The sequence below is a fragment of the Pseudomonas sp. 18-147 genome, from assembly GCF_051048045.1.
Taxonomy (GTDB): Bacteria; Pseudomonadota; Gammaproteobacteria; order Pseudomonadales; family Pseudomonadaceae; genus Pseudomonas; species Pseudomonas aeruginosa.
Genome location: NZ_CP182296.1, coordinates 3,547,666 through 3,569,760, shown reverse-complemented (window position 1 = coordinate 3,569,760; position 22,095 = coordinate 3,547,666). Strand labels below are relative to the sequence as shown.

The 22,095-nt window shown below is 69.0% G+C and carries 20 protein-coding genes; 2 read left to right on the top strand and 18 right to left on the bottom strand.

Translation table 11 applies throughout. From position 1 onward, the window contains the following. Positions 1 to 6 precede the first annotated feature (6 nt). Both phzF and phzG read left to right on the top strand, forming a co-directional pair. Positions 7 to 843, top strand: a complete 837-nt coding sequence (phzF, locus tag ACM0M4_RS16895; RefSeq protein ID WP_003093628.1) for a phenazine biosynthesis protein PhzF — start codon at positions 7 to 9, stop codon at positions 841 to 843. Between the two features lie 25 nt (positions 844 to 868). Beyond that, positions 869 to 1,513: a phenazine biosynthesis FMN-dependent oxidase PhzG gene (phzG, locus tag ACM0M4_RS16890; RefSeq protein ID WP_003112073.1), complete on the top strand. Its 645-nt coding sequence runs from the start codon at positions 869 to 871 to the stop codon at positions 1,511 to 1,513. A 232-nt stretch (positions 1,514 to 1,745) separates the two neighbouring features. Here phzG and ACM0M4_RS16885 read toward each other — a convergent pair whose 3' ends face one another. From ACM0M4_RS16885 to ACM0M4_RS16800, 18 genes are all read right to left on the bottom strand, one after another. Then, a complete protein-coding gene (locus ACM0M4_RS16885; RefSeq protein ID WP_003117651.1) occupies positions 1,746 to 2,282 on the bottom strand; it encodes an HIT family protein in 537 nt (178 codons plus the stop codon). Positions 2,283 to 2,323: 41 nt separating this feature from the next. Further along, positions 2,324 to 3,964 carry a hypothetical protein gene (locus ACM0M4_RS16880; protein WP_010794068.1) on the bottom strand — a complete coding sequence of 547 codons (1,641 nt, stop codon included), beginning with the start codon at positions 3,962 to 3,964 and terminating at the stop codon, positions 2,324 to 2,326. Beyond that, on the bottom strand, positions 3,961 to 5,172 hold the full coding sequence (locus ACM0M4_RS16875) for an MFS transporter (RefSeq protein WP_023128953.1): 1,212 nt from the start codon (positions 5,170 to 5,172) through the stop codon (positions 3,961 to 3,963). The genes ACM0M4_RS16880 and ACM0M4_RS16875 overlap by 4 nt, the downstream gene beginning before the upstream one ends. 1 nt (position 5,173) lies before the next feature. Then, positions 5,174 to 5,362, bottom strand: coding sequence for a hypothetical protein (locus ACM0M4_RS16870; RefSeq protein ID WP_003088166.1), 189 nt, complete (start codon positions 5,360 to 5,362; stop codon positions 5,174 to 5,176). Next, positions 5,359 to 6,510 (bottom strand): PepSY-associated TM helix domain-containing protein, encoded by a 1,152-nt coding sequence (locus tag ACM0M4_RS16865; protein ID WP_031805114.1) that lies wholly within the window; start codon positions 6,508 to 6,510, stop codon positions 5,359 to 5,361. Before ACM0M4_RS16865 ends, ACM0M4_RS16870 begins: the two co-directional genes overlap by 4 nt. Before the next feature lie 40 nt (positions 6,511 to 6,550). Continuing rightward, positions 6,551 to 8,965 carry a TonB-dependent receptor gene (locus tag ACM0M4_RS16860; RefSeq protein WP_003144451.1) on the bottom strand — a complete coding sequence of 805 codons (2,415 nt, stop codon included), beginning with the start codon at positions 8,963 to 8,965 and terminating at the stop codon, positions 6,551 to 6,553. Between the two features lie 208 nt (positions 8,966 to 9,173). Then, the gene (locus tag ACM0M4_RS16855; protein ID WP_003114934.1) at positions 9,174 to 10,124 is read right to left on the bottom strand and encodes a FecR domain-containing protein; all 951 of its coding nucleotides are present in this window, start codon (positions 10,122 to 10,124) and stop codon (positions 9,174 to 9,176) included. After that, complete coding sequence (locus ACM0M4_RS16850) at positions 10,121 to 10,627, bottom strand: sigma-70 family RNA polymerase sigma factor (protein WP_003088185.1); 507 nt, start codon at positions 10,625 to 10,627, stop codon at positions 10,121 to 10,123. The genes ACM0M4_RS16855 and ACM0M4_RS16850 overlap by 4 nt, the downstream gene beginning before the upstream one ends. A gap of 91 nt (positions 10,628 to 10,718) precedes the next feature. Then, positions 10,719 to 11,399, bottom strand: coding sequence for a hypothetical protein (locus tag ACM0M4_RS16845; protein ID WP_009315577.1), 681 nt, complete (start codon positions 11,397 to 11,399; stop codon positions 10,719 to 10,721). A 106-nt stretch (positions 11,400 to 11,505) separates the two neighbouring features. Next, on the bottom strand, positions 11,506 to 12,732 hold the full coding sequence (locus ACM0M4_RS16840; RefSeq protein WP_003112111.1) for a DUF2599 domain-containing protein: 1,227 nt from the start codon (positions 12,730 to 12,732) through the stop codon (positions 11,506 to 11,508). A gap of 567 nt (positions 12,733 to 13,299) precedes the next feature. Next, complete coding sequence (locus ACM0M4_RS16835; RefSeq protein ID WP_003122004.1) at positions 13,300 to 14,847, bottom strand: PucR family transcriptional regulator; 1,548 nt, start codon at positions 14,845 to 14,847, stop codon at positions 13,300 to 13,302. A gap of 63 nt (positions 14,848 to 14,910) precedes the next feature. Continuing rightward, positions 14,911 to 16,143 (bottom strand): aromatic amino acid transport family protein, encoded by a 1,233-nt coding sequence (locus tag ACM0M4_RS16830; RefSeq protein WP_003088197.1) that lies wholly within the window; start codon positions 16,141 to 16,143, stop codon positions 14,911 to 14,913. 44 nt (positions 16,144 to 16,187) lie between these two features. Next, positions 16,188 to 16,535 carry a cupin domain-containing protein gene (locus ACM0M4_RS16825; RefSeq protein ID WP_003088200.1) on the bottom strand — a complete coding sequence of 116 codons (348 nt, stop codon included), beginning with the start codon at positions 16,533 to 16,535 and terminating at the stop codon, positions 16,188 to 16,190. 12 nt (positions 16,536 to 16,547) lie between these two features. After that, on the bottom strand, positions 16,548 to 17,948 hold the full coding sequence (locus tag ACM0M4_RS16820; RefSeq protein ID WP_023116177.1) for an NAD(P)/FAD-dependent oxidoreductase: 1,401 nt from the start codon (positions 17,946 to 17,948) through the stop codon (positions 16,548 to 16,550). A 193-nt stretch (positions 17,949 to 18,141) separates the two neighbouring features. Next, positions 18,142 to 18,840, bottom strand: coding sequence for an anaerobic ribonucleoside-triphosphate reductase activating protein (locus ACM0M4_RS16815; protein WP_016253532.1), 699 nt, complete (start codon positions 18,838 to 18,840; stop codon positions 18,142 to 18,144). After that, the gene (gene nrdD, locus ACM0M4_RS16810; protein ID WP_003088212.1) at positions 18,837 to 18,983 is read right to left on the bottom strand and encodes an anaerobic ribonucleoside-triphosphate reductase; all 147 of its coding nucleotides are present in this window, start codon (positions 18,981 to 18,983) and stop codon (positions 18,837 to 18,839) included. Before nrdD ends, ACM0M4_RS16815 begins: the two co-directional genes overlap by 4 nt. 43 nt (positions 18,984 to 19,026) lie before the next feature. Then, entirely contained in the window at positions 19,027 to 21,054 is a 2,028-nt protein-coding gene (locus tag ACM0M4_RS16805) for a ribonucleoside triphosphate reductase (RefSeq protein WP_003111559.1), read from the bottom strand. Between the two features lie 157 nt (positions 21,055 to 21,211). Continuing rightward, positions 21,212 to 22,021: a class I SAM-dependent methyltransferase gene (locus ACM0M4_RS16800; protein WP_003088221.1), complete on the bottom strand. Its 810-nt coding sequence runs from the start codon at positions 22,019 to 22,021 to the stop codon at positions 21,212 to 21,214. Positions 22,022 to 22,095 lie beyond the last annotated feature (74 nt).

Below are 22,095 nucleotides of genomic sequence, written 5' to 3'. Positions count from 1 at the left end.
GAACCCATGCACAGATATGTCGTGATAGACGCCTTCGCCAGCGAACCGCTGCAAGGCAACCCGGTGGCGGTGTTCTTCGACTGCGACGACCTCAGCGGCGAGCGCATGCAGCGCATGGCGCGGGAGATGAACCTGTCGGAGAGCACCTTCGTGCTCCGCCCGCAACAGGACGGCGACGCGCGCATCCGCATCTTCACCCCGGTCAACGAACTGCCGTTCGCCGGCCACCCGCTGCTGGGCACCGCCATCGCCCTGGGCGCCGAGACCGACAAGGACAGGCTGTTCCTGGAGACCAGGATGGGCACCGTGCCCTTCGCCCTGGAGCGCCAGGACGGCAAGGTGGTGGCCTGCAGCATGCAGCAGCCGATCCCCACCTGGGAGCACTTCAGCCGCCCGGCCGAGCTTCTCGCCGCCCTCGGCCTGAAGGGCTCGACCTTTCCCATCGAGGTCTACCGCAACGGCCCGCGCCACGTGTTCGTCGGCCTGGAGAGCGTCGCCGCGCTGTCCGCGCTGCACCCCGACCACCGCGCGCTGTGCGACTTCCCGGACCTGGCGGTGAACTGCTTCGCCGGCGCCGGGCGGCACTGGCGCAGCCGCATGTTCTCGCCGGCCTACGGCGTGGTCGAGGACGCCGCCACCGGTTCCGCCGCCGGGCCGCTGGCGATCCACCTGGCGCGCCACCGGCAGATTCCCTACGGGCAGCAGATCGAGATCCTCCAGGGCGTCGAGATCGGCCGGCCGTCGCGCATGTACGCCCGCGCCGAGGGCGCCGGCGAGCGGGTCTCGGCGGTGGAAGTGTCGGGCAACGGCGCGGCCTTCGCCGAAGGCCGCGCCTACCTGTGAACGGGCAGAACGGAGGAACGCCGTGATGGGCGTCAACGCGAACATTTCCGAGTCCCTCACCGGGACCATCGAAGCCCCTTTCCCGGAGTTCGAGGCGCCGCCGGCGAACCCCATGGAGGTGCTGCGCAACTGGCTGGAACGCGCCCGCCGCTATGGCGTGCGCGAGCCGCGGGCACTGGCCCTGGCCACGGTCGACGGGCAGGGCCGGCCGTCGACGCGGATCGTGGTGATCGCCGAGTTGGGCGAGCGCGGGGTGGTGTTCGCCACCCACGCCGATAGCCAGAAGGGCCGCGAACTGGCGCAGAACCCCTGGGCCTCGGGGGTGCTGTACTGGCGCGAGAGCAGCCAGCAGATCATCCTCAACGGCCGCGCCGAACGCCTGCCCGACGAGCGCGCCGACGCCCAGTGGCTGAGCCGCCCGTACCAGACCCACCCGATGTCGATCGCCTCGCGGCAGAGCGAAACCCTCGCCGACATCCACGCCCTGCGCGCCGAAGCCCGGCGCCTGGCGGAAACCGACGGCCCGCTGCCGCGCCCGCCGGGCTACTGCCTGTTCGAACTGTGCCTGGAGTCGGTGGAGTTCTGGGGCAACGGCACCGAGCGGCTGCACGAGCGCCTGCGCTACGACCGCGACGAAGGAGGCTGGAAGCACCGCTACCTGCAACCGTGACGACACCGCTGCGCCGGCGTTTCATGGCGAATAACCGCAAGCGGTTATTCGCCCTACGCGGCCTTGGAGCCCATCCAACCGCACGCGGTCATGCGTACCGCGGCCTCGGAGCCGGGTCGTAGGGCGAATGACGCCACCGGCGTTATCCGCCGCTGCGCCGAGGTTTCATGGCGGATAACCGCAAGCGGTTATCCGCCCTACGCGGCCTCGAAGCCCACCCAACCGCACGCGGTCATGCGTCCTGCGCGGACTCGGAGTCCGGCCCAGACGATGTTCGGGGTTGGACGCCGTAGCCGAATGCCCGGCGCAATCCGGCGATCGCCTGTTGCCGATCCATGCCGCGCACGGCCGGCGGATCGGCGCGTTCGCAGAATTCGCGCCAGACGAACAGGGTCAGCTCGGCGCCATCGGTAAGGGGGTCGGCGGTCGGCACGCCGAACTGCTGGAGCGTCCGGTAGCGCGTGTCCTCCCAGAACAGTTCCTCGACCCAGTCGTACAGTGGAATCAGGTGGAAATGCACCGGCAGACCGGGCATGTGGCCGTAGCGGCCGACATAGATGCGTCGCGGCCGCAGCAGCGCGTCCATTTCGCGTTCGACCCTGGCCAGCAGCGGCCCGAATTCGGCGAGGGCCTGTTCCGGCAGTTGGTGGAAGGCCGTCGCCGGTTGCCGCGAGCCGAGCATGCAGTAGCCGGGCAGGGCCGAGTCGATCCGCTGGTTCAGCGTCCAGTGGCGGGTCTGGTGGATGATCAGCTCGGGCGGGATATGCATGGACGGCGCTCCGCAGATGGGACGCCCACTGTAACCCGTCGTCAGGGAAGATCCAGCCCGGTCTTGCGCCGTTTCATTTCGTCGATGCGTTGTCGCAGCGCCAGGCGCTGGGCTTCCGGCTTGGCCAGCCACCAGTCGCGCACCGCCGAGTTGTCGTAGCGCGTCAGCCAGGCGGGGAAGCGCGCCATCTGCGCTTGCGGAAAGTCGTTGGCGCGGCCGCGCAGGTAGTGATCGAAGAAACCCAGCACCAGGGCGTTGGGAGCCTGGATGAGGACTTCCGTCGGTGCCGAGCCGAGCAGCCCGTCGCGCAGCGGCCGGCGGATGAACAGCGGATTGTCGGTAAGCCCGGCATGGGCCGAATCGCGCAGTACCAGGCGATGAATGTCCTGGCGCTGGCCGGCGTGCTCGAAGCGTTCGTAGGAAAAGTCGTTGAAGCTTCTCGGGCGGGCCGGCGGTTCGATGCCGAACAGCCGGTAGAAGTTGCCAAGGTCGGCGTGCAGCATCAGCAGCGGTGCCGGGAAATCGCTGTCGAAGGGCGCGAAGTCGAAGTCGCCGCCGTCGAGGTTGACGGCCGCCGCGCAGCGTCGGTCGACCATGCAGACCGCGCCGGTGGTCGAGCCGCCGAAGGACATGCCCATCTCGCCGGTGTGCGCGAAGTCGCTGGCGGCCACCAGGTCGGCGACCCTGTCCGGGACCTCGCCGGCCTGCAGGCGGTCATGGACGAACAGGCGGTCGGCCAGCCATACCGGCGCGCTGAGGTTGACGGCGCGGTTGGCCGGGGCGGGCAGGTCGAGGGCGGTGTGCAACTGGCCGTCGAGGCGCTGGTCGAGATCGTCGCTGACATAGCCCTGGCGCATGGCCTGCGGCAAGCCGTCGTGGGCGGCCCGGCGCAGGTGTTCGACCAGCCCGGGGTCCATGGGCAGCAGCGTGCCGTCGGGCAGGCGGGTCGGCGACGCGTCGCCGCTGTGCTGGATGGCGTAGACCGCGTAGCCGTGGCTGGCCAGTTCTTCCATCAGGGTCCAGTTGCCGCCGGCGAAGGCGCTGTAGCCGTGGCTGTAGAACACCACCGGCAGGCGAGCGGAGTCGTCGCGTAGCGGGGCGTCCGGATAGGAATTGGTGCGCAGGTGCTTGAGGTAGGCGAGCAACGGCGGAAAGCCGAGTATTTCACCGAAGCCCCGCGCGGTGCTGCGTGCCTCGTCCGGGTCGAAGTAGTGGCGTGGTGCGGCGCCGGCGATCGGGCGCGCCGGGTACCAGGCACGTACCAGCAGGCGCCGCGGCTGCCCGGCCGGGGCGCCGAGCAGGCCGGGCCGGCTGGGGTCATCCAGTTCGAAATCGCGCACGCCGACCGCATAGGGGCCGCTCGGCGCCGGCAGCGGCGCGACCGGGAACAGGTACAGCGCGGCGATTGCCAGCAGCACCAGCAGGCCGTATAGCGAACCGGTCCGGAACGGCAGGCCGCGCACGGGCTTCCGGCGCAGGCAGGCGCCGAGCAGCAGGGAGAAACCGGCGAAGGCGCCGACGCCGGCTTGCCAGCGGTCGTCCCATGCAGCGTACAGGCCGGCGCCGAGCGCCAGCGTCGAGGCGAGCGCCAGCAGGCCACGGCGGCCGGGCAGGGCGGGTATCCACCAGGCGAGCAGGGCCGCCAGCAGGGTCGCGACCAGCAGCAGGTCGACAGCGGTCATGGTGCTTCGCTCCTCGTTTCCACGGGGCGCGTCGGTTGGCTCGGCCAGAACGCCGCCAGCGCCAGCAGCAGACCGACCAGCGCGTAGGGGGCGCGGCTGTCCAATTGGTGGAGCAGCGTGCCGAGCAGCGGCCCGCTGATCAGGCCGAAGCCATGTACGGCCACCAGGGTGCCGGCGGCGGCACCCTGTTCCTCGGCGCGCACGGCATTGGCGTTGAGCGCCGAGACTGCCGGGAACACCCAACCCATGCCCGCCGCGGCGACGAAGAAGGCCAGCCAGAGCAGCGGCGGCGAGTCGGCGAAGCACACGGCGGCGAAGCCGATGGCGGCGACCAGCCCGCCGACCCGGATCAGTCGCGGCGGTGGCCAGTCCAGGCGGCGCACCAGGAGCTGGGCCAGGATCAGCGCGACGCCCACTGCGGTCAGGGCGATGCCGGCCACCCGCGCGGCGTCGGCGGAATCCAGGCGCAGCCGGTCGAGGGCGAAGAAGCCCACGGTGATCTGCGCCACGGTGACGCTGAACATCGCCACGAAGCCCACCGCCAGCGGCCGCCGCAGGCGGCGGTCGCCGATCGCCAGGGCGGCGCCGCGGTTCGGCTGGCGACGCTCCTCGCGCGGCAGCCAGCGCCAGAGCGCCAGCAGGGCGACCAGGGGCAGCGCGCCGGTGACCAGCAACGGCAGGACCAGCCCGTGAGTCGCCAGGAGTCCGGCCAGCCCCGGCCCGATCACCATGCCTATCGCGCTGGCCGCGCCGAGTCCGGCCAGCGCCGCGGCGCGTCGTTGCGCCTCGACGTGATCGGCCACCAGTGCCGCCGTGCAGGCCGGCACCGCGGCGTAGAAACCGCCGGCGAGGCCGCGCAGGAGAACGATACCGGCGAAGGCGAGCAGGGTCGGCAACGTCCAGTGCAGGGCGAGCACGATGAACAGGCAGAGCGAGCCGTAGGAGAGGGCGAAGCCGGCCAGCCCGCCGAGCAGTATCCGCCGTCGCCCATGCCGGTCGCTGGCGATGCCCCAGGGCCGCGCCGCGAGCATCCAGGCGATGCCGCCGACGGTCACCGCGGCGCCGGCCTGCCAGGGCGCCAGGCCGAGCTTGCGGGCGAGCGGGCCGACCAGGGCGACGAAGGACATCACCGCGAGGGTGCAGACGAAGGTCTCGAACATCAGCGGACGCAGGTCCAGGGTGTTGGCGGAGGGCGGCGGGGTGGTCATCTCAGGGGTTCCTTCGGGTTCGCGGCAGGCGCAGCCAGACCCAGCCGACCAGCACCAGCGGAGTGCCCAGGGCGAGCCAGGAGAGCAGGTCGTAGAGGCCGTCGCCGAGCAGCGCCGAGAGCAGCCCGAAGAGGCCGAGCAGGGCCAGTAGCAGGGGCCAGCGGAAGATCATCCAGAGACCGCGCCTCATGCCTTGCCCTCCGTCGCCAGGCTGCCGTCCGGCAGTTCCGCCAGGCGCTTCTCCAATGGCGTCTTGCGTCGGCCGAGCCAGAGGTAGAGACCGCTGGCGAGGATGACGATGCTGACGAGGTCGAGCAGCGCCCAGACGATCTTCAGCGGCATGCCGCCGTAGTCGCCGAAGTGCAGCGGCTGCGACAGCAGGAGCGTCTTCACGTACAGCGGCATCTCGCGCATGTCGGTGAGTTCGCCGCTCTGCGCGTCGATCAGTGCCGGCTTCAGCAGGCGCTCGGTGAGCGGCGTGTTGCCGCGCATGAACACCGCATAGTGATGCTGGCTGCTGAACTGGGTGCCGGGGAAGCCGACGAAGCTGACCTCCATGTCCGGCGCCGCCCGGCGTGCCGTGGCCAGGGCCGCGTCGAGCGAGCCGAGGCGCTGTAGCGGCGGCGCGTCCTTGTAGGGCGCGGTCATTTCCGCCAACTGCCCGCCTTGCCAGAGCATCAGGATCGGCAGGGCCAGGGTGTTGATCACTCCGGTCACGCCGACCACCAGTACCCAGGACAGGGTGACGATGCCCAGCAGGTTGTGCAGGTCCAGCCACTTCAGGCGACGGCTGCGTTCGGCGCGTACCGTGGCGAAGTCCAGCTTGCGCATGAACGGCGTGTATACCACCACCCCGGACACCAGCGAGGCCACCAGCAGCAGGCCCATCAGGCCGAGGAACAGGTAGCCGGGCAGGCCGAGGAACAGGTCGGTGTGCAGCTTCAGCATCAGGTACATGAAGCCGCCCGGCGGCGGCAGTGCGTCGAAGAATTCCCCGGTGCGCGCGTCGAACGGCTGCATGTGGCCGTTCTCCGGCGGCGGTACCAGGCTCGGCGCGCTGATCACCAGGCCCAGCGGGTCGTCCTTTTCTAATACCAGGAAGCGCACCACTTCGCCCGGCCGGGCGGCCAGGGCGCGGACGATCACGTCGTCGTAGTCGATGCGCGGCGACTCGGCGGTGAGCGGCTCGAGCTGCGGATGCGGCTCGAAGTAGTGCTCGATCTCCTCGTGGAAGATCAGCGGCAACCCGGTGAGGCAAAGCATCAGCAGGAAGATCGTGGAGATCAGGCTGGTCCATTTGTGCACCAGGTACCAGGTGCGCAGGGTTTTCGCGGTCATTGGCTGGTCATCGGCGGTTTCTGGTTATGGTGGGGCGGACTCAGAAGTCCGCCGTGAGGGAAAGGGAAAGGGTGCGCGGCGAGCTGATCGACAGGTAGCCGTTGGCTGCGGTCCAGTAGTCCTTGCCCAGTGCGTTCTCCAGGTTGGCGCGCGCCACCAGCGGCTTGCCGGCGACCTGGAAGGCGTAGGCGGCGCCGAGGTCGACGCGGTTCCAGTGCGGCACGGCGAGGGCGTTGGCGCTGTCCACATAGGCCGAGCCGGTGTAGATCCAGCGGCTGTCGAGGGTCAGTCCGTCGACGAACGGGGTGTCCCAGCTGACCCCCAGGTTGGCCTGGCGGCGGGCCACGCCGGGCGCGTCCTTGCCTTCGCTGGCAGGGTCGCCGGTCTTGTTCTGCTCGGGCTTGATGTAGGTGGCGCCGGCCATCACCCGCACGCCGTCCAGCGGTTCGCCATAGAGGCTCAGCTCCACGCCGCGGTTGCGTTGCTCGCCGTCGGCGCGGAAGACGTTGCTGGCGTCGGTATAGGCGTTCGGTTTCCTGATCTCGAACAGCGCCAGGGTGGTGGTGAAGCCGCCCAGGTCGTACTTGGCGCCGATCTCGTATTGCTCGGCCTTGTACGGTGCCAGCACCTGGCCGGCGTTGGCCGCGGTCATCGGCGCCGCCTCGCCCTGGCTGAGGCCCTGGATGTAGTTGGCGTACAGCGACAGGTCCTGCAGCGGCTTGACCAGCACGCTGGCCATCGGCGTCCACACGTGCCGCTTGTCGTGGCTGGTGCGCGCGCCGCTGGTCTGGTCGTAGTTGCGCGACTCGATCTGCTGGCGGCGCACGCCCAGGGTGACCTGCACGCGATCCTCGAGGAACGACAGCCTGTCGGCCAGCGCCACGCCGCCGAGGTCGGTTTCATTGGTCTTCGGAATGCTCCCGTCGAGGCTGGAGAAGTCCGGCAGCGGCGTATGCGGCGAGGTCTGGTAGAGGTTGCCCGGCTGCATCCCGGTGAAGGCATAGACCATGCCCAGCCGTTCGTGCAGGCGGTTGGCGCTGAGCGTCCAGTCGTGGCGGAGCGGGCCGGTGTCGAAGTTGCCGCGCAGGCCGACCTCGGCGGAATAGGTGCGGCGGTCGCCGCGCTGGCGTGCCAGGCTGTTGACGATATCGCCCTGGTTGCCGACGAGGATGCTGTTGGCGGCGATGGTTTCGTAGTTGCTCTGGCGGCCGCCGATGCTGGCGAACGCCGTCAGGTTGTCGGCGAGGTCGTACTCGCCGCGGTTGACCATGGAGTAATCCTCCTGGTCCAGGTAGGAATCGCGCAGGCCGAAGCGTGTCTTCGAGTCCGGGGCGTGGGGGATGTGGGTGGTTCCCGGGCCGGTCAGCAGCGGGCGCACCACGCCTTCCAGGCTTTCCTTCTGGTACAGCAGGTCGCTGGACAGGCGCAGGCGCTCGCCACGGAAGTCCAGGCCCAGGGAGAGCATGGGAAACTCGCGGCTCTGATGGTCGACGGCGGTATCGCCGTTGCGGTAGACGCCGTTGAAGCGCACGCCGAAGGCGTTGTTCTCGCCGAAGCGCCGGCCGATGTCGAGGTGAGTGCCGAGCTGGCCGCGCTGGGTCCAGTCGACGCTGACGCGGGTCAGCGGCTGGTCGTCGGCGCGCTTGGGCACCAGGTTGATGGTGCCGCCGACGCTGCCGCCGGGGGAAATCCCGCCGAGCAGGGCGTTCGGTCCCTTGAGCACTTCCACGCGCTCGGCGAATTCGATCGGTACCCGCCAGAACGGCAGCAGGCCATAGAGGCCGTTGAAGGCGACGTCGGCGTTCTGCACGCTGAAGCCGCGAATCGTGTAGCTGTCCACCAGGTCGCCGCGCCCGCCGACGACCCGCACCGACGGATCGTTGGCCTGTAGCAGGTCGGCGACGCTGCGCGCCTGCTGCTGCTCGATGGTCCTGGCGGTGTAGCTGGTGATGCTGAATGGCGCATCCATCACGTCGGCGTTGCCCAGCATGCCCAGGCGCGCGCCACGGGCCACCTGGCCGCCGGCGTACTCGGCGGGCAGGGTCTCGGCACCGGCGGCCTGGGCGGTGATCAGCGAGGATTGCAGTTCCAGCGCGCCATCGGTGGCTGCCGGCACCAGGGTGTAGCTGCCATCGCTGCGCTGCTGCAACTCCAGGCCGCTGCCCAGCAGCAGGCGGTGCAGCGCCTCGACCGGCGCGTAGCGGCCGCGCAGGGCGGCGCTGCGGCGACCCTCGGTGAGCGCCGGGTCGAACGCCAGGGATACCCCGTTGTCGCTGGCGAAGGCCGACAGGGTACGGCCGAGCGGGCCGGGGGCGATGTCATAGCTGCGCGCCGAGCTGGCGGCGGGCGCCTCGGCGGCAAGCAGGGCGGGGGCCGCGCCGGCGAGGGCGAGGGTCATGGCGGCGGCGTGGATGGCCAGGGACAGCGAACGGGGGCGAAGCGTGCGTACGGGCATGTACAGGGTTCCTCGTGGTCTCTGCGGACCTTGGGTCGGGGCGGATTCCTCTACTTGCCAGCCGAGAAGGAAAAAGGTCTCAGGTCGAGGCGGTTATTTTTCTGCGGAGCACGGTATGTCGATGGCAACGTCTGTTCCGGCGCAACCGCGGACGGCCTGCCGGGGTGGACGCGAGGGGGCGGTTGCCACGGGGATGGCGGCCGCGCCGTCACGCCGGCACCAGGCTGATCCAGTAGTCGGTCACCCCGCGCACCTTCAGCGGATAGGTGGCCTGCAGCATGCCCAGCGTGCGCCGCAGGTCCAGCAGCGGATAGGCGCCCGACACCGCCAGCCTGGCCAGTTGCGGGTCGCAGCGCAGTACGCCGCGACGGTAGCGGGCGAGTTCGGCGAGCACCTCGGCCAGCGGCATCCGGTCGGCCATCAGCATGCCGCGGGTCCAGGCGTCCGGCAGGCCGTCGAAGGCCAGCCGGCGCGCTTCGCCGTCGGCGCCCAGGCGCACCGATTCGCCGCTTTCCAGCCAGCGCCCGCGTCCGTGGAGCGGGCTCAGTTCGACCCGCCCGGCGAGTACCGCGACCCGGGTCGCGGCCATCTCCTGGCGTACGTTGAAGCGGGCGGCACCGGCATGCAGCCGCGCTTCGGCGGTGGCGACGCGGAACGGACGCGGGTCGGCGCGGCTATCGACGAAGATCTCGCCGCGCAGCAGGCGTACCAGCCGCTGGCTGGCGTCGAAGGCCAGGTCCACGGCGCTGTCGGTGTTCAGGGTCAGCAGGCTGCCGTCGGGCAGGGTCAGGCGGCGCTGTTCGCCGACGCCGGTGCGCTGGTCGGCCAGCCAGTCGCGCAACGGTTCGGCCTGCCAGGTGGCGAGCCCCAGCGAGGCGCCGCCGAGGACCAGGGCGAGGTGCTTGATCGCGCGCCGCCGGTCCAGCCCGCGCTCGCGGCCGAGGGTCGGCAGGGCCAGCGCCGGCGGCAGTCGGCCGAGGCATTGCAGCAGGCGCTCGGCGCGCTCCCAGGCATGGGCGTGCTGCGGGCTGCGCTGCCGCCACTGGGCGCAGGCCTGGCGCGTGTCGTCGGTGCAGCCGCTGTCCTGCAGGCGCACCAGCCACTCGGCGGCCTCGTCGAGGATCGGCGAGGGAATCCGGCCTTCGTCCGCGGCGTTCATTCCATCAGCTCCAGGCACTGGCGGAAGGCCTGCTGCATGTAGCGCTTGACCGAACCCAGGGACACGCCCAGGCGCTCGGCGATGGCTTCGTACTTCAGGCCTTCGATCTGCGCCAGGAGAAACGCCTGGCGGACCCTGTCCGGCAGGCTGCCGAGCAGGGCGTCTACTTCATGCAGGGTTTCCAGCACCATCAACCGCTGTTCCGGCGGCGGCGCGAGGTCTTCCGGGAGGTTGGCCAGGGCATCGAGGTAGGCGCGCTCCAGCGACTGGCGCTGGAACCAGTTGATCATCAGCCCCTTGGCGACGGTGGTCAGGTAGGCGCGCGGTTCGCGCGCATCCAGTACCCGGCGCGAGGCGAGCAGGCGGGCGAAGGTGTCCTGGGCCAGGTCGGCGGCGTTTTCCGCGCAGCCCAGGCGTCGCCGCAACCAGCCTTGCAGCCAGCCATGGTGGTCCTGGTAGAGATGGCTCACAGCGTCGTGCAGGGAGGCGTCGGCCGGCGGCATGGAGGGGATCGCTGTTGTAATTGAGAATGAGTCTCATACTACTTACAGCGAGGGCATGCCTACAAGTCCCCCGGATCGGCGGCGCAGCGCCTCAGGCGTTTTCCAGGCCGTACTGGAAGAAAGCCATGTCGGCCAGGCGCCCGGTGGGGTAGAGGAGCCCCTTGCGGGCGGTCTCCAGGCGCGGGAACGACAGCCTTTCTTCGCCGATCAGGCGGTGCAGCGCGGTGAGGGTCCCGCCGTTGACGCTCGTCAGGCCCCGGCGTGGATACAGCGCGCGACAGGCGGCCACGTAGTGGCGGTCGAGGGCGGGAAACTCGCCCCAGACGCCGAGCAGGATCTTGCTCTTCAGGGTGTCGGTCCAGCTCACCCGGCTGCTGAGGGCGTCCATCGACCCGAGTACCGTTTCCAGCAGCTTGCGGTTGTGCGCCAGGCGCGCGCCGTTGCCGGCGAAATCCACCAGGGACAGCTCGAAGAGTTCCGCTCCGGCACCGCTGAAGAGCTGCCGGGCCAGCGCTTTCATCAGGTCCAGGTTGCTGTTCTGCAGCAGTCCCGAGGAGCCACGGAACATGCCCCAGTTGGCCAGGTAGAAACCCAGGTGCAGGGCGGTGGTGTCGAGCTGTTCGGGGGCGGTCAGGTCGTCCCAGCTGCGACTGGGGTCCCAGACATACTCCCAGAGGTACTCCCAGGCCCTCAGGCGCGGGTATTCGTTGCCCGGGGCGGGCGCCAGGCTGGCGTAGTAGCGGTGGACATAGCGGGCGGCATCGAAAGCCATGCGTTCGTTCCCTGGCGGCTTGGAAAGACGGCATGGTAGAGCGTGTGATATCAAAAGGCCATATCGCTGTTCGCAGGGGACGCCTTAGCGCCCCCGCGGAGCGGCCTCAGGTGTTATTGCAGCCCTTGGCGATGGAGTCCTCGTTGGAGGTGTACGGCCGCGAGGGTTCCAGGTTCCACTCGGGCTTGTTGCGGGCGACGTTGAAGTGGCAGACCAGTTGTCGGCGCATGCTGCCGATATTGCTGTCGCGGTTGTCCGGGTTGTCCTTCCATTCGCTGTCCAGGTAGTGGTCGACCACCAGCTCGTTGAAGAAATTGTTGGTCTGGTTGTCCTGGATCTTGCGCCCGCAATCAGTCGGTACCACTTCCAGGGTCATGATCTTCTTCCTGAAGCCCGGATCGTCGCGCTCCACCCAGGTGGCGCTTTCCACATAGCGCTCGCAGGCATTCTTCTCGCTGGTCGGGTAGATCGCCTGCTTACGCCCGTCGTAGGCGAACTGCGCGTCCTGCTGGCGGGTCTGCGGCAGTCGCATGTTGATGATCGGGAGGAATGCCTGGACCGACTGATACCACTGGATCTGGTTGAGCCGAGCGCCCTCCAGGCCGGCGTCCTCGGTGTAGAACGCGGCGAGGATCGACGGCGACTTCGGCGGGTTTTCCTCCCACTTGGCCAGGCGCAGTTCGTTCTGGGTGGTGAAGGATTCGTCGGCGATCTGCGCCATCGCCCGGATGCTCTGGTAGAAGGCCGGGCCGGCGGCGGTATTGCGCTCGTCGCGGACGTCGAAGGAGCACTGCCGCGAATGGTCGCCGCGGTTCTGCCGGTAGTTCGCCGCCCACTGCTCGGCGGTGCTGACGTTGATGTCCTGGCAGGACTTCTCGACGCTGTTCGGCGTGCGCCGCGAATCGGTGCAACCCTGCTGGGCGCGGTCGTCGGTGGCGGCGTCGATGGGGAAGGAACAGAGCACCGCATAGTCCTGGTGGTCCTTCGGATTACCGAAGATGGTGTCGAAGATGAAGCCACTCTTCAGGCCATAGGCGAGCTTGCGGTACTTGGCGTCCTTGCGCAGGTAGGAGGCGGAGACGCCGCCGCTTTTCTGGCTCTTCGGACTGATGCTGTAGAACATGTAGTCGGTCGAAGGCCAGGTGGCGCGGAACAGCACGCCGGAACAGAGGAATGCCGGCTTCGACGGTCCGCCGCAATCCTGGCGGGTGTCGTTGTACAACTGGTTGAGCCGGGCGACCACGTCGTTGCCCCGGTCGGCCTGGGCCGCGGGTGTCAGCGCCAGGCCGGCGGCGGCGAGAAGGTAGAGAAAGGTGGATCTGCTTCCGTTCATGGGATGGACTCCACGCAGGTTCGAAGGAGCGGGCCGGGGGCGGCCCGGTTGGTCCCGATGGGGACGAGCGCGACGGGCGGATCGCGGGGGATGAAGCGCTTGCGACGGCATGGCCGTCGGCGTTGGGACGTCAGTGGGACGTGGTGGCCCCAGTCTGCAACCGGGCGCTGCCGGGAATGCCGGGCGACCCCGGCGGGCGCTGGGCGGCGGGGGCCTGCCGAGCGCGTGGGGGAAGTCGCTCGAGGGAGGCGGTGAAGACCGCCGGCGGAGATACGAACAGGGTGGGTAGCGGGGCGGATACAGCGTCGATTCCGTTACGCATCGCAGGCCTCCTTTGCGCCGCGCCGATGGGCTTCCGTCTTACCGTTCGAGCCTAGAAGCGCGGGCCGCGCCGCTCCAGCGGCGGGGTGGCTAGCTAGCAAGGGGGATTAATGCATTCGCAACGGCGCTCGCTGCGATGCACCGTGGTCCGGCATCCACAGGCCACGCCGCTGCCGGGCAACCGTTCCTGGCCGCGCCTGTTGGCGGCGGCGTCGCCCTGCAAGCGCCAGGTATCGGGCTCCGCCGTCAGTCCATGTCGCCGCCATGGTGCGCGGACTGCTCCAGGAGGCTGCTCTTCGCCGTCCTGCCCCTCGCTTCCGGCGACAGCCGGGTTGCCTGCAAGGCGAACCAGAGGGTCGCCACATCGGCGGTGCTGTCCAGCGAGCGACCGCTGATTTCCTCGATGCGGCGTATCCGGTAGACCAGGCTCTGCTTGTGTATGTGTAGCCGCTGCGCGGCGTTCAACCAGGACCTGTTTTCCTCGAGAAAGACCTGCAGCGTGTGTAGCAGTGCGGAGCCATTGGCCGCGTCATAGTCGTGGAGGGCGCCGAGGACCAGGCGGAACGCCCGCTCGGCCTCGGCGAGGCTTCTGGGTAGCCAGGGCGCCTCGTCGTCCAGTTCCGCGTAGCGACACAATGGCCGCCGGGAATGGCTGTGGGCCAGGGCCAGGCGCGCTTCGCGCAAGGCCTCGGCGCAACGTTCGGCACGACGGAGCGGGGCGCTCACGCCCAGCGAGCTGTCCAGGGCTTCCTGCAGTGTCGAGGCGAGGCCGGCCTGGTGCAGCAGAATGATTTCCTGGCCCTGCGCGCGAACCAGCAGGCGTGAGTCGTGGCCCCGGAAAAGACCGATAGGGTCGGTCGCGAGCCCCTCGGAACTTGCCACGGAAACGACTGCATCGTCGAGATCGAGCCCGGGCAGCAGTTCCTCCAGCCGCTCCTCGGCTTGTTCCCGGTATAGCCGTCGTTGCAGCAGGTCGTCGAGCAATTCCGAACCCAGGCGCAGGTGGCGTTCGCTTTCGACGCGCAGCCGTTCGATCTCTATGCCGAGCACTGCCGTCAGGTGGTGCAGGAGACTGTAGTCCGGCAGCCGCTCGCCCAGGGCTATCAGCAGGCAGTTCCGGTCGGAAGGAATGCCGATGCTGAGCGCTTCGCCTTCCGCGAGCGGATGGCGAAGGACCATCGGCTGCGGCTCCGCCTGCTCGCGACGGCGGTTGCGCAGCGCGTCGGCCAACTCCGCGGGCAGCCCTGGCAGGCCTGGCTGCCAGGCCGCCAGGGTGTCGGGAACGATGAGGTAGAGGCTGCTCCGCACGTCCTTGCCGAGGCGTTGCAGCAGCGCCGGCAGGCCCAGTCCCTGCATGCTCAACCGGGCGCTTTCGTATATCCGGGCCAGGGCGTTGCGGCGCTCGTATTCGTCTTTCTGTCCCGCATCGACGATGGCCCGGGTCACGGCGGCGAAAGGGACGCCGTAGTGGGTGAGAATCAACGGAAAGCCCAGGGCCTCGGCCGTCTCGCGCAGGGCATCGAGGTCGCTCGGGGCTTCCATGTTCTCGCCGATCATCATGCCTGCCAGGCCGGCCTCGGCCAGTCTTCGGACGTAACGCCGTTGCCGCTCGGCGTCGCTCGGTATGCCCAGCCCGGTGGTCATCAGCAGGTCACCCTCGCCGAGCCATTCGGTGGGGTCGTCGAGTTCGCAGACATGCGCCCAGCGAACCGGGCGGTCGAGGCCGCCGGCTCCGCTCAGCAGGCGCGAACGGAGTTCGGGGAGGGCGATCAGGTGGCGGATGCTCTGCGGCATGTCCAGGAAACTCCAGGCATGGGCCTTCAGTGTAATCGCCCCGGGCGCAGGCAGCGCGCCCTGTCACCAACTGGCGGGCAGCATCCCCAGTGCCGAGGCGATCGCGTAGACCCCGCTGGAGGCGAACACCAGGACGATCAGCCCCTGTATCAGCGGATGGGCATACCAGCCGCAGCTGAATGCCGGCAGTTGGTCGCCGTGGCGCCGCGCCGCGTTGAGCAGGAGGATGGGGATGATGCCCATCAGTACGCCGCCGAAGGTACCGGCGAAGTACAGCGCGTTCACGAAGCCGCCGAGCCCCGCATAGGCCAGCAGGAACGGCGGGACCGAGACCGCGGCGAGCACCGCCAGGCGTTTGCGCCGGTTGGTTTCGCTGCCCAGGCGGAAGTGGTCGAAGATATTGGTGAACAGGCACCCGCCGAGTCCCCAGTAGGAGGTCAGCATCGCCAGCAAGGCGAAGGTGTTCGCCACGTAGTAGGCCCATTGGCCGAGGGAGCGTCCCCAGCTCAAGGTCGCCACCTCGCTGAGGTTGTCGGGGCCGACCAGGGCGATGACCGAGGCAGGAATGGCCGCCACCAGCAGGAAGGTCAGCAGCATGCCGACCACGATCAGGCGCGGCACGCGCCCGGGGGTTGCCAGGTTGCCGCGCACCAGCTCCGGAACCAGGAACTGCGCGCCGAACACGAAGACCGCCAGGTTGAACACTGGAACCACGTATTGCCACTGGCTCTGCCAAAGGTGGGCGAGACGGGCGTCGTCGTGCATCAGGGTAGCGCCGATGAGGATGCAGACGATGGCCACCATGCCGGCGCTGATCAGCTTCTCGCCCACGCCGAGCGCCTTCAGGCCCAGGTAGAGCACCAGCGCCGAGGGGACGAAGAAGATCAGGCTGCCGACCTCGCGCGTGAGGCCGTACTGGCCGAAGAACTCGAGCATGATGTTGCCGCTGCCGGTCATGTAGGCGACCAGGGCCCCGTAGCTGTTGGCCGCCACCGCGATGAAGATCAGCCAGCCGCCGAGCGGGCCCAGGTAACGCCGGGAGAGGCCGCTGAGCTGGTTGTTGCCGCGGGTTCTCAGGCAGGCTTCGGTCACGTAGAGCATGGTGACGATGCAGAAGAGGCAGGTCAGGGCCAGGCATACCAGCAACGGCACGTAGCCGACCTTGCGGGCGGCGTAGGCCATGCTCAGCACGCCGGCGCCGATGTTGGTGCCGATGATGATCGCGATCGTCTCGAGCGAGCCCAGGGGATGGGCCTTGAGGCCCGATGCGTTGTCGTTCGCTTCTCGCATACCCATTTCTTGTTTCCTCTGTCAGGGCGGTGGAGTTCGGTTCTTCGGGGTCAGTCGAAGATCAGGTAGGTCTTGCGCACGGTCTGGCGGATGTCCCAGGTGCCCTGGGTGGCAGCGGCGAAATAGAGCGCGTCGCCGGCGCGAAACTCCACGGCCTGGCCTTCGTCGGGGGTGAAGCGACCTTCACCGCTGACGATGTAGCTGTACTCGGCCTGCTCGACCTGTCGGCGGAAGCGCCCCGGGGTGCATTCCCAGATGCCGGTCACGCCGTTGCCGTCGGCGAGCGGGCGGTGGGCCGCGGTACGGGTCAGGGCTACCGGTTCGCCCAGCGGCTGGCCGACGGGCGTGGGCGAGGTGAAAGGACTTTCGTCGTCGAGACGGATGAGCGAAGGGTTCATGCCATGGGCTCCTCAGGATTTGTCTTCAAGGCCGGCGGGGGCGAAGCGTGCGAGAAAGCGGTCGGTGGCCGAGGGCGCGGTACCGGCGAGTTCCGCGCGTTCCTTGCGCAGGACGGCGTTGCGCACCAGGGAGCCACCCAGGTAGCGCAGCGGCTCGGGGGGGAAGCTCCGGCAGCGGCGTTCTACCAGCGGACAACGGCTCCACGGGTCGTCGCGGCCGAGGGCGAGGCTGGCGAGGATCCGCCCGCCCAGGCGGCTCGGTCCCACGCCGTTGCCGCTCCAGCCGATGCCGTAGTGGATGTTCTCGTGCAGGCGGCCGAAGACCGGCAGGCTGTCGTAGGTACGGTCGATGGGGCCGGACCAGCCGTCGACCAGCGGGATGTCGCCTAGCGAGGGATAGGTGCGGCGGAAGTCGGCCTCGGTCAGGGCCAGGCTCTCCCGGTCGACGTCGAATACCCGGTCGATGCGCGAACCGTAGCTGATGGCGCCGGTGCCCTTGCCGAAGGCGATGCGCCCGTCGCGGGTGGTGCGGTAGTAGTCCACCATCAGTTGGGAATCGGTGATGGCTTCCCCGCCGGTCCAGCCGATTCGCTCTAGCCGTTGCGGTATCGCCTCGGTAACCGCGATGGAACTGTTCACCGGCACGATTAGCCTGGAGAGCCTGGGCAGGGCGGCCGACCAGGCGTTGGTCGCGAGAACCACCGCCTTGGCCTGAACCCGGGCCCCGGCGCTCAGCAGCTGTGCCGGCTGGCCGGGAACGATCTGGCTGACGCCACAACGCTCGTGGATTTCCACGCCGAGGGCCAGCGCCACGCGGCGCATGCCTTGCACCAGCAAGGCTGGTTGCACGGTGGCATTGCTGCGCTCGAAGACCCCGGCGAGATGCACCGGCGAACCGGTCCGGCGTGCCACTTCGCTGGCGTCGAGGCGTTCGAAGGGACTGACGCCGAGCCGTTCGCAGGCGGCGAGGGTATCGTTCCAGGCGTCGAGGTGGTGCGCCGTGGTGGCGGTCCACAGCCAGCCCTTCTGCTGGAAGTGCGCATCGATGTCATGCCGCGCGCAGAACTCCCCGAGTTCCTGGATCGCCCGCTCCGCGCTTTCGCCAAGGAAGCGCGCCTGCGCCTCGCTGCAGAAGCCCAGCAAGGTGCCGATCTTCGGCCACCAGGACATCACGAAACCACCGTTCCTGCCGGAAGCGCCGCCGCCGCAGACGTCCTGCTCCAGCAGCAGGACCCGTGCGTCCGGCTCCAGTTGCTTGAGGGTGATGGCGGTCCAGAGCCCGACGAAACCGCCGCCGACTATCGCCACGTCCGCCGAGTGGGTGCCGACGAGGGGGGCGCTGGCGGCGTCGGCCAGGTCGGTCGAGCGCATCCAGTGGCTGGGGGTCAGGGGAGGGGTGAGCGTGAGTTTCATGGCGCGGGTCCGGGGTCGCTGAATCTGGAGCAAGGGTGGCGAGCGGCGCCGGCCGCGACAATTGGACGCAACTAGGAATCGAGAAGGTGCTCTCGTACGATCGTATGAGTCTTGTGAAGGGCAGGCCTGGTCGGGACTGCCCGCCCTGTCCGAGCGAGCTGGCAGGCCCGAGCGGCGCCGCTGAACCGGAGGCTCAGGCGTCGCGCAGTTCGAAGGCGGGAAACAGCTCTTCCAGTTCTCGCCATAGCTGCGCAGCGCCCTGCGGCGCGGGCTTCGCGAGAAGCTGCGGATCGAGCTGGCGGGCCGGGCGCGCCAGTTGTACGGCGAAGCGCTCCACGCCCATCTCGCGCAGGCGCGTCGCCAGGCGCCAGAGGCGTTCGCTATCGAACAAGCGCCAGTGCACCGTGGTCCGGCATTCGTAGGCCACGCCGCTGTCCAGCAGGCATTCCAGGCTGCGCCAGTTGGCCGCGCCGCTGCCGTCCACGCCGGTAATGGCGGCGACGTCCTCGGCCGGCGCCTTGACGTCGAAGCCCACCCAGTCGCTCTGCGCCAGCACCCGGGCGAAGGCGCGGGGGTTGATGCCGGCGCTGTGCAGGCCGACGCGGAAGCCCAGTTCGCGGACCGTGCGCATGGCGTCGCCGAGGGCCGCCTGCAGGGTCGCCTCGCCGCCGCTGAAGACCACCGCCTGCAACAGGCCCTGGCGTCGGCGGAGGAAGTCGAGCAGGCGTGACCAGGGGATTTCCTCCGCGCCGCGCGGCGCGATCAGTTCCGGGTTGTGGCAGTAGCGGCAGCGCCAGGCGCAGCCCTGGCAGAACAGCACGCAGGCGAGCAGGCCGGGGTAGTCGAGGGTGGTCAGGGGCACCAGGCCCCCGACCCTGAGCGTGGCGCTCATCGCGTCTCGCGGAAATGGCGGCGTTCGCGATGCTCGGACTGCTTGCCGGCATTGAACGCTGCCACGGGACGGTGGTAGCCCATCACGCGGGTCCAGACTTCGCAGCGCTGGCGCTGGCCTTCGGGCAACTGGTTGGGGTTCATCGGTGGTACTCCTTGCTGGTGGATGAAAGGAACGACAGGCGACTCAACCGCCGCAGCCGCCGCAACAGCTCTTGGGCGTGGAGCGTTGCAGCAGCTCCTCGTCGCACTTCGGGCAGAACTCGTGCTCGCCGGCCAGGTAGCCGTGCCGCGGGCAGATCGAGAAGGTGGGGGTGACGGTCAGGTACGGCAGGCGGAAGCGACCGAGGGCGGTGCGCACCAGGGTCTTGCAGGCTTCGGCGGAGGAAATCCGCTCGGCCATGTAGAGATGCAGCACGGTGCCGCCGGTGTACTTGCATTGCAGGGCGTCCTGCAGCTCCAGCGCCTCGAACGGGTCGTCGGTGAAGCCCACCGGCAGTTGCGAGGAGTTGGTGTAGTAGGGCGCCTCCGGCGTGCCGGCCTGGAGGATGCGCGGATAGCGCTTGCGGTCCTCGCGGGCGAAGCGATAGGTGGTGCCCTCGGCGGGCGTGGCTTCCAGGTTGTAGAGGTGCCCGCTGTCCTCCTGGAAACCCACCAGCCGCGCGCGCACGTGATCGAGCAGGGCCAGGGCCATCTCGCGCCCGGCTTCGCTGTGCAGTCCCTCGCGGTCGTCGCTGAAGTTGCGCACCATCTCGTGCAGGCCGTTCACGCCGATGGTGGAGAAATGGTTGCGCAGGGTGCCCAGGTAGCGTCGGGTGTAGGGATAGAGGCCGGCATCCATGTGCTGCTGGATCACCTTGCGCTTCAGCTCCAGGCTGGCGAAGGCGAGTTCGAGCAGGTGGTCGAGCTGGCGGTAGAGGCCGGCGGCGTCGCCACGGTGGCGATAGCCCAGGCGCGCGCAGTTGATCGTCACCACGCCCAGCGAGCCGGTCTGCTCCGCCGAGCCGAACAGGCCGTTGCCACGCTTGAGCAGTTCGCGCACGTCCAGTTGCAGGCGGCAGCACATCGAGCGCACCTGGTTGGGCTGCATGTCCGAGTTGAGGAAGTTCTGGAAGTAGGGCAGGCCGTAGCGCGCGGTCATCTCGAACAGGCGCGTGGCGTTGTCGCTGTCCCAGGGGAAGTCGTGGGTGATGTTGTAGGTCGGGATCGGGAAGGTGAATACCCGGCCGTGGGCATCGCCGGCCTGCATCACCTCGATGTAGGCGCGGTTGATCAGGTCCATCTCGGCCTGCAGCTCGCCGTAGGCGAAGGGCATCTCCTCGCCGCCGATGCGCGGCACCTGGTCGCGCAGGTCGTCCGGGCAGACCCAGTCGAAGGTCAGGTTGGTGAAGGGCGTCTGGGTGCCCCAGCGCGACGGCACGTTGAGGTTGTAGATGAACTCCTGGAGGGCCTGGCGCACGCTGGCGTAGTCGAGGCGGTCCTTGCGCACGTAGGGCGCCAGGTAGGTATCGAAGGAGCTGAAGGCCTGGGCCCCGGCCCACTCGTTCTGCAGGGTGCCGAGGAAGTTGACCATCTGCCCCAGGGCGCTGCCCAGGTGCTTCGGCGGACCGGCCTCGACCCGCCCCGGCACGCCGTTCAGGCCTTCGTTCAGCAAGGTGCGCAGCGACCAGCCGGCGCAATAGCCGGCGAGCATGTCGAGGTCGTGGATATGCAGGTCGGCGTCGCGGTGGGCGGCGGCGATGTCGGCATCGTAGACCTCATCCAGCCAGTAGTTCGCGGTGACCTTGCCGGATACGTTGAGGATCAGCCCGCCGAGGGAATAGCCCTGGTTGGCGTTGGCGCGCACCCGCCAATCCTCGCGGGACAGGTATTCGTTCATCGACGCGGCGACGTCCACCAGGGTCTTGCGCTCGCGGCGCAGCCGGCCGTGGCGTTCGCGGTAGACCACGTAGGCGCGCGCCGTAGGGTAGTGGCCGGCCTCCATCAGCACCCGTTCGACCAGGTCCTGGACCCGTTCGATATCCAGGCAGGCGCGTTCCGGCAGGCGTTCCACCACGCGTTCGGCGAGCGCCTGCGCCTGCTGCGGGTCGAACTCGCCGGTGGCTTGGCCGGCGGCGGCGATGGCGCGTTCGATCTTGCCGGGATCGAAAGGGACTTCACGTCCGTTGCGCTTGAGCAGGGTGGCCGGCCAGGTAGCCTTCCGGGGCTGGGTCATTTCAACTTCTCCACAACATGATGTGTTTTGATTTTGCAAAACAACAATATGTTGTGGATTCTGGCGAGCGATGCCGAGCCGGCGTTGATCTGCGTCAACGTCCGGCGGATTGGCCGGGTTCCATTGGAGGTATTCCCCGTGCTCGGGTGACGGCGTATCAGGCCTGGGCGAGGCGGGCGAAGACGACGTAGTTGTCCAACTGCTGCCAGACCGTGGCGGCCTCGGCGAAACCCGCCTGGCGCAGGGCGGCGAGATGGAAATCGAGCGAGCAGTCTTCGTCTTCGCTGGCGCGCCTGAGCGGGCGCCGCGCGAAATGGGCGTCGCGCTGCGCCTTCAGCGGGGCCAGCCGGGGGATCTGCGCGGCGCGTTGCCACCAGTCTTCCCAACTGTCCGCGCCGCTGGCCACGGACGCCTGGAGGACCCGCTCGCGGTGCTTCCGGGACAATTCCGCGAGTCCCGGCCAGCGTCGGTCGTAGCGCATGTGGTCGGCGTTCAGCAGCACGCCGCCGGGGGCGAGCAGCTCGCCGGCCTGGGCGTAGAACCCGGCGAGTTCGGCGGGCGACAGCCAGTGCAACGCGGTGGAAGAGAGCAGCGCCGCGGGCCGTTCGCCGGCGAGGGACTCGCGCGCTTCGGCGACCCGTTCGGTCCAGCCTGGATCGGTGAGGTCGCACTCCACCACGCGGACCCGTTCGGCGAAACCGGCCAGCGCCGTACGCGCGATCTCCAGCAGCATGACGTCGGCGTCCAGCGCCACCACCCGCGCCGCCGGGAAGCGTTCGAGCAGGCGCCGGCCGAGGGAGCCCGGGCCGCAGGCGGCGTCGATGGCGGTGAAGCGCCCGTCGCGGCCGAAGAGGTCTTCGAGCAACTGGAACATCGCCTCGTAGCGCTCCTCGCGCTGGCGGATGTAGCCCTCCTGCTGGCGGTCCCAGCGTTCGAGGAGCGCCATGATCTGCTCGGTTGCGGTCATCTTTCCTCCTGGGGGGCATGCCCGGTTGAGAGTGGGGTCCTGTGCTTCGAGGGATACGGCGAGCGAGACGTTCC